Annotated in this window: 12 protein-coding genes and 1 tRNA gene; 11 read left to right on the top strand and 2 right to left on the bottom strand. The window is 35.3% G+C overall.

The annotated features are described in order from the left end of the window. Positions 1–152 precede the first annotated feature (152 nt). Positions 153–1,370, bottom strand: coding sequence for a multidrug effflux MFS transporter (locus MUB24_RS12870; RefSeq protein WP_244704664.1), 1,218 nt, complete (start codon positions 1,368–1,370; stop codon positions 153–155). 124 nt (positions 1,371–1,494) lie between these two features. After that, a tRNA-Val gene (locus MUB24_RS12865) sits at positions 1,495–1,567 on the bottom strand. An 857-nt stretch (positions 1,568–2,424) separates the two neighbouring features. On the opposite strand from MUB24_RS12865, the gene MUB24_RS12860 reads away from it, so the two are divergent. From MUB24_RS12860 to MUB24_RS12810, 11 genes are all read left to right on the top strand, one after another. Then, positions 2,425–2,820, top strand: a complete 396-nt coding sequence (locus tag MUB24_RS12860) for a hypothetical protein (RefSeq protein ID WP_244704662.1) — start codon at positions 2,425–2,427, stop codon at positions 2,818–2,820. Position 2,821: 1 nt separating this feature from the next. Next, positions 2,822–3,217, top strand: coding sequence for a hypothetical protein (locus tag MUB24_RS12855; RefSeq protein WP_244704660.1), 396 nt, complete (start codon positions 2,822–2,824; stop codon positions 3,215–3,217). Continuing rightward, positions 3,217–3,483, top strand: coding sequence for a hypothetical protein (locus MUB24_RS12850; protein WP_244704658.1), 267 nt, complete (start codon positions 3,217–3,219; stop codon positions 3,481–3,483). Before MUB24_RS12855 ends, MUB24_RS12850 begins: the two co-directional genes overlap by 1 nt. A 14-nt stretch (positions 3,484–3,497) precedes the next feature. Next, a complete protein-coding gene (locus MUB24_RS12845; RefSeq protein ID WP_244704656.1) occupies positions 3,498–3,917 on the top strand; it encodes a hypothetical protein in 420 nt (139 codons plus the stop codon). Positions 3,918–3,973: 56 nt separating this feature from the next. Next, a complete protein-coding gene (locus tag MUB24_RS12840) occupies positions 3,974–4,855 on the top strand; it encodes an SU10 major capsid protein (protein ID WP_244704653.1) in 882 nt (293 codons plus the stop codon). A 217-nt stretch (positions 4,856–5,072) separates the two neighbouring features. Continuing rightward, positions 5,073–5,936, top strand: coding sequence for a hypothetical protein (locus MUB24_RS12835; RefSeq protein WP_244704652.1), 864 nt, complete (start codon positions 5,073–5,075; stop codon positions 5,934–5,936). After that, positions 5,923–6,135: a hypothetical protein gene (locus MUB24_RS12830; protein WP_244704650.1), complete on the top strand. Its 213-nt coding sequence runs from the start codon at positions 5,923–5,925 to the stop codon at positions 6,133–6,135. Before MUB24_RS12835 ends, MUB24_RS12830 begins: the two co-directional genes overlap by 14 nt. 124 nt (positions 6,136–6,259) lie before the next feature. Further along, positions 6,260–7,279 (top strand): hypothetical protein, encoded by a 1,020-nt coding sequence (locus MUB24_RS12825; protein WP_244704647.1) that lies wholly within the window; start codon positions 6,260–6,262, stop codon positions 7,277–7,279. A 353-nt stretch (positions 7,280–7,632) separates the two neighbouring features. Continuing rightward, positions 7,633–8,028, top strand: a complete 396-nt coding sequence (locus MUB24_RS12820; RefSeq protein ID WP_244704645.1) for a phBC6A51 family helix-turn-helix protein — start codon at positions 7,633–7,635, stop codon at positions 8,026–8,028. A 5-nt stretch (positions 8,029–8,033) separates the two neighbouring features. After that, the gene (locus MUB24_RS12815; RefSeq protein WP_244704643.1) at positions 8,034–9,644 is read left to right on the top strand and encodes a terminase large subunit domain-containing protein; all 1,611 of its coding nucleotides are present in this window, start codon (positions 8,034–8,036) and stop codon (positions 9,642–9,644) included. Between the two features lie 102 nt (positions 9,645–9,746). Beyond that, positions 9,747–11,060, top strand: a complete 1,314-nt coding sequence (locus MUB24_RS12810; protein WP_244704641.1) for a phage portal protein — start codon at positions 9,747–9,749, stop codon at positions 11,058–11,060. The last annotated feature ends 488 nt before the right edge of the window (positions 11,061–11,548 follow it).

The raw sequence follows: 11,548 nt of genomic DNA, 5'->3' as shown, positions 1-11,548 counted from the left end.
GCTTCCTTCAGATTCACACCTCACGATGGACACCCTTGCCTTTGGCTAACAGTTCCTACTGCCAAGCCTGTAGTGGACTTTCACCACCAAGTTATAGCCCATGCCGGGCGCACCTAAAACAAAAGACGACCTCAATGTCGTCTTTTGTTGATCTAGGATGCGTATTTGTTCTTAACACGGGCTGGAGCTTTGCTTGCTAATCCATAAAAGGAAAGGGAGGCAAGAAAAGCGGCGGAAAAAATAACGATGCCCATGGGTCGAGCTGAATATTCTCCTGCAATTCCAACAAGGGGAGCGGAAACGGAACCGAGAACAAATGGAAGTAATCCTAGTAAAGCCGCTGCACTGCCGGCAATATGTCCCTGTGTCTCCATAGCCAGTGAGAAGGAGGACGTTGAAATAATCCCAATGGATGAAACGAAAAAGAAAATCGGAATCACAATTGTGACAAGGGGTCCCTTAAAAAATACAGCTAAAAGTAATGCGCTACTTGCAAGCAACGCCATCGATAAACCAATTTTTAAAAAGCGTGTTTCCGATATCTTATCAGCAAAACGTCCCACTACCTGTGTCCCGATCATAATGCCAATGCCATTCATCGCAAATAAGACACTGAATAATTGTGGGGAGGCTCCATAAATATTTTGATACACAAAAGGTGTTCCAGAAACATAGGCGAAAATGCCAGCCGTAATAAATCCTTGTGTAAGCGCAAAGCCTAAAAACTTGCGATCCATTATAAGAGAGAGAAAATTTTTAAAGGTTTGCCCCACATTACTCGGGACCCTATTTTCCTCAGGTAAAGTCTCATTTAATTTTAATAAAACAAACGTAACAAGGAGAATCCCGACCAATCCAAGGACAAGAAATACTCCAGTCCAATTTGTGAACATTAAAATACTGCTGCCAGCGACTGGAGCCAGAATGGGTGCTAAATTATTAATCAGCATTAGCAAAGCGAAAAATTTTGTTAATTCCCGACCATGATACAGATCGCGGACGATCGCACGTGAAATCACAATACCGCCTGCAGCCGCAAAACCTTGGGTAAAGCGTGCCAAAATAAATACCGAAATAGTTGGTGCAAATGCGCAGAAAATGGAAGCAACAAAATACAAAAATAGAAAGAGTAATAATGGTTTTCTTCTTCCTTGTACATCACTCATTGGACCAACAATAACCTGACCTAATCCTAGTCCTAGTAAACAAGCAGTTAAGCTAAACTGCACAAGCGAAGCATTTGTGTGAAAGTCATTTACGATGGTTGGAAATGAAGGTAAATACATATCGATGGTGAGTGGCCCTAAGGCTGCCAGTGAACCAAGCAATAAAGCTAATTTCACTCTTGAACTTTTTTCGAAACGTTTCAAATTATAAACACCTTTCCTTCAAAAAAAATATAGATACTTTTAACCATAAAAAAAGAGACATTCCTTAGCAATAAAAGATCCTTGACAGCTAAAAAATTGTTAGCATCAAGGATCTTCCTTATGATGATTCTGACTGGTCTCGAACCAGCGACCTCTACCCTGTCAAGGTAGCGCTCTCCCAGCTGAGCTACAGAATCAAAAAATATAAGGGTTCAACGTATGTAAACCACTTTCTTATTCAATTGACAATATTAATTATATAGTGGTCGCAGGGAAAAGTAAAGTGGTTTTAGTTTTTTCTATATTTTTGTGATGATTCAAGTACTCAAACAAGATATTCTCAGTAGCGGTTTAGTGGTCTAATATTTTCTCCATGTGTTTGAGATGACCAAAAGTTAAAAAACAACAGATTGTTCGATTTCAACAAACGCTGGAACCCTTGATATATATGGTTTTGTGAGAAAAACTGTAATTTGTTTAATATGATAGGGATATAGAAATGAGAAAAAATCAAGAAGGTAGCGAAATAGAAAAACCCTGTAACCATTGATGTCACTGGGTTCATAAGGAAAACTGTAATTTGCTTAATATGATAGAGAGTAGTAAATGTTAGCATTTAGAAAAAACGTCGCATCCTTACTCTCCCAAGGGATTCAGCCATTTTTTCTAAAAAGTTCATTTTAACAAAAACGCCACACCCTTACTCCCCCAAGGGATTCAGCCATTTTTTAAAATTTGAGATAATCGTCTTTAAAGGCGGTACAAAACGTGGACAGTTAGAAAAAACGTCGCATCTCTACTCTCCCAAGGGATTGGGGTAGTTTTTTTAAAAAAGTGAGTTTTCTAAAAAACACTTAGTTAACCCTTATTTTAAAAGGGTTTAGTGAAGCAATTTTGTACTTTGAGATAATCGTCTACAAAGGCGGACATTCCGTCTTTTATATATTTTTACCATTATTTGTTTTCTTCTAGGGGGATTTAGAATCGTCCCCCTTTATTTTTTTGTTTATTAATTCAGTTTTTATATAACTATTTAAGTAAAGGTGGTCAGCACATGGCTAACATCAACGAATATGGGTATCAGTCGATTCGGCAGTATGTCATTGACAGTTGGAAATTTGTGGAACTACAAGATGAAGATGGAGAAACAGTAAAACGTTTTATGGAAAAAAGAGTGAAGGTTGGAACAGATGGAATGGGTAGACCCATCTATGAGACGGAGCCAGGCGCAACAATCTCAGGTGACCCTACTACGCAGACAATAACGCTTACAGTCGTGGCTAGTGGTGATGAATTTACAGGGAAGACAGTTGCTAAAGTTGCATTGTTTGATGTTGATACAGGCGGAAAACCAATCGCTAGTGAATCTCTCTCTAACAGTTTTACATTCGAAAGCGCAGAAGATGAACTAACAGTCAACTTTAACTTACAAATTCCGAAGGTAAACTAACATGGCACAAGAAACGGTAACTATTACATCATTTGCAAAACCTTTTCAGAGTGTCTTAGAGCGTTCTGGGCGCAAGTTGGAGGTTATCCTAGATTTTATAGACGATATTGTTTGTGGCGTTGAAGCATTAGGAGAGAGAGTAGAAACAACTAACGTAGAAACGCATGAGATTGATTTTTACATCAATGAAATCAGTTTAAATGTAAATCATTCAGGCGTGAACAAAAAAATCCGGGCAACTCAGTTAGTAAAAACTACTATAGATCAATTTTGGACGTCAATAGATACATCCATTTCTGTAGCACCCAAAAAGCCAGTGTACTGTTTCGTGTATCTTATGGAAAATCAATCTAATACAAATAAAAAAGAAAACGCAACAGAAATGAGCGTGATTTAATGTACGCAAAAGATACAGTTCGACTTTGTGTTGAATTCAAAGATTTTGATGGAAATCCCATCAATCCAGAAAATGTTAAATTGACTATTTATGATACCAATCAGGCAGTCATCGAAAAAATCACAGATGGAATAGTCGATAACGAAACTGGACAATATTTTTACGATTATATAGCCGCTGATTCAGATTTTATTTTTGAATTTAGTGGTTTTTATTTTGATAAACCTGTCCTCTCTCGTCAATTGGTACAGGTTAAATTTAATTAAAAAGGAGAATCAAAATGGAAAAAGAACAAGCAGTAAATCAAGAAAGCCAAAAGGAAGAAACAGTGGAGGAAGTCAAAGAATCAGTTGAAGAAAAAACTGAAACAATCGAGGAAATCGATGAGAAAACACATCAAGAGGAAATCGCTGAAAGAATGCGAGAACTTGAACAAATGAAGAAAGATTTTTTTCAACGTGATGTTGAATGGACACTCAAAAAAAATGGGCTTGAAGCATTTGCGGAGATTATTCACGTAGAGGATGATGCGCAACTAGATCACGTGGTCAAACAATTAACTAAAATTGTTAATGACATTAAATTGTCCGTTGGTTACGTACCGAAAGAAAACGCAAAGCAAGATGACTATGATCTACATACCAAAAACAAAGACACTAAATCTATGATTGGTTCAAAACTTTCAAGAATTTTTAAATAAGGTGGATATTTTATCTACCAAAAGAATAAACTAATAGAAATGGAGATTAAAAATATATGTTCGAATCTACTAATTTTACAAACGCAGAAAAAATTTCATTAAGTCAAGAAATCGCATTGGTCGGGGTGCAAGCTACACCTTTCACTTCTTTACTAATGGCAAAAGGAAATATTGAAAAAGCACTATCTACAGTATATACATGGAGAGAAAAAACTTTAGACAACGCAGATGACATTTCAGCGGTTGAAGGTTCAGATGACATTGTGTTCTATGAATCTGCTAGAGCCGAATTGTCTAACATTCTTGAAATCTTCAAAAAGGGTGCAAGTATTTCTGGAACAGCAGTCGCAATGAAATCTGCTCAATTTGCAGAGGAAGTCAACGATCGCCTACTGGAATTGAAAATCAATATGGAAAAGAAACTCATCAATGGAATCAAAAAGGATGGTTCCGCTACTCCATTCAAACGTCAAATGAGTGGCTTGATTGAGTTTGCAGACAAAGGAAACGCTGTTGCTGTAACAGGCAATATTACAGAAGATAACATTAAACAAGCTATGCGCAAACTTTGGAACAATGATTTAGCAGAAGGTCAAGTATATGCTTTCCTTAATGCTGATTTGAAAGAGCAAGTTGACGCTATCTACAAAGATAAATATGGCTATACTCATGCTACTACTTCTTTTGGATTGCTAGTTGATGAGATCAATACTAACTATGGAGCAGTTAAATTTGTGCTTTCTAAGCATGTTCCTGCTGATAAGATTGTATTCTTTAATGATTCATACGTTGATTTAGCTTATTTGCGTGAACCAATTTTTGAACCACTTGCAAAATCTGGCGATAGCATTAAAGGTCAAGTGATTGCGGAAGCTACACTAAAAGTTGGTAGTCCAAAAGCTGTAGCGGTTCTTTCCGTAGGCAAAGACAAAGAATAAATTATATCCTCACGTCTTTTGGCGTGGGGATACTTTAATACACTAAAGGAAATCACATAAGAGAAGGAGTTGAAAAAATGAACAATACAGGTTAATCCTTTTTCTCTATCAAACTAGGCATTTGCCTGTTTCTTGGTTTATAGAAACCATGTGAGAAAAAGGAATAAAAGGAAGTAACAAACATTTGAAAAAGGAATGACAAGTATGTTCATTCGCAATGAAAAAAGATTTATTAGAAAAATACCCATCTTGGGTACACGAATTAAAGAGCATAAACAGAAATTTAACTTTAACAAACGATTTGGATTCGTTGATTAGTTGTTCCCTTTTGAGTCATCTATTTGGTTTAAAAATAAACTATTTTTATTCGTTCAATAAAATATCTCAACTGAATCAATCAGATCAACGTCAATCAATTGGTGTGGATTGTGCTTTAAAACAAGGATTATGTTTCGATAACCATGTCACAATGCTTGACTTTACAAGCTATATTAATCCCCTATCAGCAAACATTAACGCCATTGAGAGTGTAAATAGAAACCGTTACACAGACAAATTTGCCATGAGTACACTCATTCAATTGTGGAGCTTATATAATCTTCCTCTACCTTCTACTCTTGAAGGAAAAATGATTCTACTATGTATTGACGTGGGATTTAAGGCATATTATGACGAAGAATTTAGACCTATCTTTCTATCATATCTTGAGCAATTAGAAATGATGGAATTGGCTGAGGTGCTTGAATCGCATATTAGAGATCAAATGTATGATTTTATGTTAAACCATGAATTGGACAGTGGAATCATTATGAGAAATTCTGGCGAGCTTTCTATATATACCACTGGAAACAATCCTAACTCCTTTTTGTACGGGCTTGATCTCAAATGGATAGGTAAACATCTAGGATTTAATATCGAGCTACCACAAGGCGTATTTGACGTTATAGAGCGTTTTGAAACTAGAACAATAGATTGGCATGAATTGAACCAGAAAACAATTGACAGAGCGTTTAGTTACGCTTTTATTAACAAAAATAAAATTATGATTTCATTAAAGGAGAATCGGCATGAAGGAAATTGAAAACTTAAATAGCAGTCACTTATTTTTTTGTTATACGAAGTCCCTTTCTTTATTTTTAAAGGACAAAGGTATTCCGTACATACTAAAAGCTAAAAGTATTAAAGATGATAATATTTTTACTTTGTATGCCAAAGGCGAAAAATTACAGCAGGCATTAGATGAATTTAATTCCAAAAATAAATCATTAATCAAAGAATAAAGGTTGTCCGAAAAGTGTATCATTTTTAGTACAGATTTCGGACAGTTTACAGATAAACACTATATAAAGATAAACACATAAGTAAGTGGTTATGAAACTTTCTATAAGAACAGGAGAATGATACATGAGAATCAAAAAAAAACCACCATACATAATGATTAGCGACAGATTAATTACAGAGGATAATGAATTTCATCTAAATGAAAAGGAATTATATTTGTATTCTCTTTTAAAAAGAAAGATGAATTATGAGGAACTTACAGAAACAAGTATGTCATTTTTAAATTTAACGTCTCCAATTAATTTTGGTTCTAACCCAACGAGAGCCAATGAAACAATCAAACGAACTCTATTAGATTTAATTAATAGAGGATTGATTAGAGTTATGAATCCTGATGGCGAGATAATCAATGACTTTAAGCCAAGTGATCTACTAATCATCCAATTTGCTGAATCGGACATCAAAGGACACACAGAAATTCCTTTTAGCAAGTTTAATAATTTTCAATCCATGACTGATTATTATATTTATGTTGCTACGGCTAGATGGTTTAATAGTGGTGATGGTTCATTTAATTGCTCATATAGTAGATGGGCTAAATTGCTAGGTGTATCAGAGTCCACAGCAAAAGAAAAAATAAAAGATGCAGTCAAAAAGAAAGTCATCTATAAAAATATTGGTGACTACATAGAGGACGAAAAGAAACAAAGAATTAATTCCTACCGTATTACTCCCTACAAAGGAGAAGAAAAATCCTTTATGACCAAAAGGGAGGAGTCAGGAGTTAATAATCCTAATGGAAAGTTTCATTCTCAGTTCCATGAGAAAGATTTGCAAGATGTCACTACCATTTTTTCCACCTTTAAGGATTCAAATGGGAATAACGTATTCCCCATTGCTGAGGATTATGCTTTTTATATGGAAGTTAAAAAAGATATTGAGCACAGACAACCGAGCGAACTAGAAAATAAGCTTATCCTTGCAGCAGAAAAGCGAATTAACATTTTGAAGAAAGCTAACACTTCTAAATTTCAAGTGGAATGGCGAAAAGGGATAGAGATGTTTGAATGTCAAGATACTGAAAGTATGCATGAAGTACATAAATCGCAAGATGAGCCAGAAAATGTAGCTTCATTATTCTAGAGAGTGAGATACGTAGTCACTCTCAAACTAGGACAGAATGGTCTAGGTGATGTTGCAGAAACTATCGGAGAAACTGAGCGTAGTTTTTAAAGGAGTATTGGGGCGTTCAACGAGGTAATTTTTATGGCAATCAGGTAAAGGACAAAATGTCCAACACCAAAACCACAGCAGACATTGCGGAAACTATCGGAGAAACTGAACGGACAACTAAGCGTATTCTCAAACTAAACGACCTAATCCCGGAAATCCAGTCGCTCATATCGGAAGGTTCAAGCTAGTACATTAAGATTGGGAGGTGTCACATTTGACCCTCCCTTTTTTGCGTTCAATAACAATCAAAAGGAGAAGATAAAATGGACATTTACGAAGAATTAAAAAAGTTAAGTTACAAAAAGCAGACATATTTTAGATGGAGACACGATCTCGAATACGACAAACGGAAAGAAAAGCATAGTGAGCAAGAGTTATGCAGGATTTTAGGCGTTAAGACGCTGAATGAATACATTAAGTGGGAACAATCAGCACAATATCGTGAGTTAGTAAATTTAGTATTAGAAACCAAATTTGCAAATGATCTTGAAGAAGTTTATAAAGTGACATCAGAAAAAGCGCGCCAGGGTGATGAAAAAGCAATCAAACTACTTTTGGACTTGCAGAAAAGGATTAGTGAGGTTAACAAAGCCAACAGATCGAAACAGAATAATAAGTCAGATGAACAAGAATCAGCGTTTAATGACTTGGAGTTGTGATCTAAATGGCTAAAAAGAAGATGACAGCAGAAGAAAAGATAAAAAAAGTATTATCAGATTTTGAATTATTCTCCAAGAACTTCCTTTACATAACCGACAACGAAAATCAGGTCATTAAATTTGAATTAAATGAAGCCCAGATTGAAATTGATAAACTAATGAATAAGAATCGTTTTATCATCATTGGTAAAGCACGTCAGTCAGGAATATCTACATTTGTTCTAGGTAAAGCATTGTGGAGAGCATTGACGAAACCAAATGAAAATATCCTTATTGTAAGCTATAAAGGTGATTCTGCTAAAGCATTATTCGAGAAATTGAAGCAGATGAATGATTACATACCTAGAGATAAATTTAAGGGGATTTTCCCTACTGTTCGCAGAGATAACCGCTCAGAATTGTTCTTTTCAAACGGTTCAAGGATTAGTTCTGTGACAGCAGGTTCAAAGTCCATTGGGCGTGGTTCTACATTTACATACATTCATTTGTCGGAGTTCGCTTTCTATCAAAATCAAGAATCACAATTGCTATCGGTTGAGCAATCACTTGCAAAAGGTGAATCCTCTCAATTAACAATTGAAACCACATCTAACGGAACTTCTAACCATTTCTATCGCTTATATATGCAAGCCATGAAGGGAAAATCTAAGTATGTTCCCTACTTTATTCCTTTCTATCATAAATTGTATAAAAAACAGTTTGCCCATGATTATAATGAGGCGGAAGAATGGTATAAAGCTACTCACAAAGGAGTTAGGTTAAACAAAGAGGATTTAGATGATGCAGAAAAGATTCTATATGATGCAGGGGCAAATTTGAAGCAATTGATGTGGCGATCATGGAAGATCATGGATATGGAGAATGAACAACAATTTATGCAGGAATATCCTTCTACACCTTTAGAATCATTTATAAGCACAGGTAGGAGCGTGTTTGACCAGCAGAGAGTGTTACAACGTATGTCTCATTTGATTGAACCATTAACCAAAGATGAGCTTACAGGAGAGCTACCAGACCATTTGATTAAGTATGTTGGAAAAGGATTAGATATATTCCATTTACCGCAAAGAGGAATGAAATATTATGGTGGAGCTGATACGAGTTCAGGAAGCGGAAATGACTATTCAGCTTTAACTATATTTGATAGTGACGGACAGCAAGTTATGAGTTTTTATCATAATAAAGTTGCTGTCTATTTATTTGCCGAAATATTAAATGATCTAGGAAGATATTATAATTATGCCTTTTTGACGGTTGAAAGAAACAGTTATGGATTGCCTGTGATTGAGCGGTTGCGAAAGGATTATGAATACATGAATTTGTTCAAAATGAAAACCTTTGATGAACGTGGTAGAAAGAAATTGCAGTTAGGATTCACAACAAGCGAAAAGACGAAAGCAATCATGATTAGTGATTTTAAGGAGCAGTTTGAAAAAGGACTTATAAATATCGAATGTAAAACAACTCTCCAACAAATGCAAATGTTTGTTGAGACAAATGGACGAATGGGAAACAGGCGAGGAAATAGTGATCTACACCATGATGACAGCGTTATTAGTTCTGCTTTGGCTGTACAGGGAATGAAAGCCAACAAGTGGTATGTAGATGTAGATTGAACTTCTTTGTATATGGAGAACTAAATTTCGTTTCCCTTGTTGTAGTGTCAAATTTGCCCCTAGTCAAATTAAACACAGGGGGATTAGGAAAGGAATTAGAAAATGGACTTAGAACAATACATAAAAATTAAGCATGATAATGATCCTCATTGGTTTTTTGAGGAAATTGGGACAGTGTCCAATCAACAGAGAATCCAAAAGATATTGGACAACAAAGATTATCTTGAAGGCAACCATAAAATATTAAAACGACCAAATTATATATATAATGGAGAGACAGTTGAGTCCAGGAGGATTGTATTGCAAACCGCAAAGACGTTGCTTCAATTCCAAGTGGAATATTTATTGAAAAATGAGATTCAGTTAACTGGAAAAGAAAAAGTTGTAGATACATTTGCTACTGTAAATAAGATGGGTAGATATTCCTTTGTCAACAAGGAGATTTTAGACAAAATGCTCAAATTCGGTCAATGTGCTGAATATGTCTATTTGGATAAAGGGAAAATTAAATCAAAGATTCTAGACCCATCAGAATTTACCGCAGTTTATAATAAAAATAATGAAATTATGGCTGTGGTAGAACATTTTGTTTATGATGCAATTTCCTATTATACAATTTATACTGAAAATATGGTACAGGAATATAGCAACGAAGGCGGAGAAATAAAATTAGTTGCTCAATATGCCAATCTAAGTGGACTACCAATTGTTTATTCAACCCAAGATGAATATGGTAGCATTGAGGGAAGAAGTGAGCTAGAGGACTGGAAAGGCATTCTAGACAACATGGAAGATTTACTTAGCAAAACTATGGATGCAACTTACAAAGCAATCACAGGGATTCCGGTAACCATAGGACAGCAATTAAAGGGTTCACTTCCTGCCGATATTGTAGGTGGTGGAATTAATTTAGATGATGGTGCATCATTTAGCTTTCAGGCCAACAAGACAGATATTAAGTCATTCGAGAAGTTGTACGATACTTTGAATCAGAGTTTGTTGGATATATCTATGACACCTGCTGTAAGTATGAATAAGACAGACATTAGTAATCTTAGTGAAGTAAGTATCAAGTTGCTATTTTCTTTAGCAAATGTTAAAGCAGGATTGAATGAAAGCTATTTAAAGCGTGGATTAATTGAACGATACGAGAAGATTAGGAAGCTATTAGAGTATCGTGATGTAAAGATGACAGATGATGAGTTCTATTCATTGGACTTTGTGTTCACATACAACCAACCGAGCAACGAGACCGAGACGATCAACAACTTAAAGACGCTTAGAGAGATGAACGCTGTGAGCATGGAGACAATGTTAGAAAGAAGTCCTTATACAACGGATGCTATTCAAGAGATGGAAAGGTTAAATAGTGAAGGCGTGAATGTGAGTGCTGAAAGCGGAGAAGAAGTACAATAGACACTTTAGTTGATTAAAGCGAAATTAGAGTGTAAGTTAGGAAGGTTGATTTTGTGGGGAATAGCATTGGAATAGAAAAATATGGGAAAATGATTATACGAAAAAATTTTCGCTGTTATAAATAATGCGGTGAGCCATCAAAAAAAAAAAGAGACAGAAAAAGCCAGTGATAATCTCCCTTCGCTGTTAAGACGAAAATCCAGTGACAACAAGGGTTGCTGTAATATACAATAAAAGCAAAATTTTATCTCAATTTTGTACTGAAAATTATGGAAATTATATGGATAAATATACATATCCTAAAAACGTTGATATTATAGGGTTTTCAATTTATATCGAGTCCACTATATTGGTAGTATAATGACTATTATGTTACGATCATTGACAAATATCAGTAAAATATAGAATAAATATACAACAATATGCATGATTACCCCTAAAATGAAAGTGAAGCCGCTACCTTACCACTTTTTTCACGAACAGAAAAA

The sequence above is a fragment of the Lederbergia sp. NSJ-179 genome, from assembly GCF_022867885.1.
GTDB lineage: Bacteria > Bacillota > Bacilli > Bacillales > Bacillaceae_C > Lederbergia.
The sequence above is the reverse complement of the archived record's forward strand: the minus strand, read 5'-3'. Positions and strand labels throughout refer to the sequence as shown.

Excerpts from the sequence above, each read along its gene's own strand:
- MUB24_RS12860 (WP_244704662.1), top strand. The coding sequence starts at position 2,425 with ATGGCTAACATCAACGAATATGGGTATCAGTCGATTCGGCAGTATGTC.
- MUB24_RS12855 (WP_244704660.1), top strand. The coding sequence starts at position 2,822 with ATGGCACAAGAAACGGTAACTATTACATCATTTGCAAAACCTTTTCAG.
- MUB24_RS12850 (WP_244704658.1), top strand. The coding sequence starts at position 3,217 with ATGTACGCAAAAGATACAGTTCGACTTTGTGTTGAATTCAAAGATTTT.
- MUB24_RS12845 (WP_244704656.1), top strand. The coding sequence starts at position 3,498 with ATGGAAAAAGAACAAGCAGTAAATCAAGAAAGCCAAAAGGAAGAAACA.
- MUB24_RS12840 (WP_244704653.1), top strand. The coding sequence starts at position 3,974 with ATGTTCGAATCTACTAATTTTACAAACGCAGAAAAAATTTCATTAAGT.
- MUB24_RS12835 (WP_244704652.1), top strand. The coding sequence starts at position 5,073 with ATGAAAAAAGATTTATTAGAAAAATACCCATCTTGGGTACACGAATTA.
- MUB24_RS12830 (WP_244704650.1), top strand. The coding sequence starts at position 5,923 with ATGAAGGAAATTGAAAACTTAAATAGCAGTCACTTATTTTTTTGTTAT.
- MUB24_RS12825 (WP_244704647.1), top strand. The coding sequence starts at position 6,260 with ATGAGAATCAAAAAAAAACCACCATACATAATGATTAGCGACAGATTA.
- MUB24_RS12820 (WP_244704645.1), top strand. The coding sequence starts at position 7,633 with ATGGACATTTACGAAGAATTAAAAAAGTTAAGTTACAAAAAGCAGACA.
- MUB24_RS12815 (WP_244704643.1), top strand. The coding sequence starts at position 8,034 with ATGGCTAAAAAGAAGATGACAGCAGAAGAAAAGATAAAAAAAGTATTA.
- MUB24_RS12810 (WP_244704641.1), top strand. The coding sequence starts at position 9,747 with ATGGACTTAGAACAATACATAAAAATTAAGCATGATAATGATCCTCAT.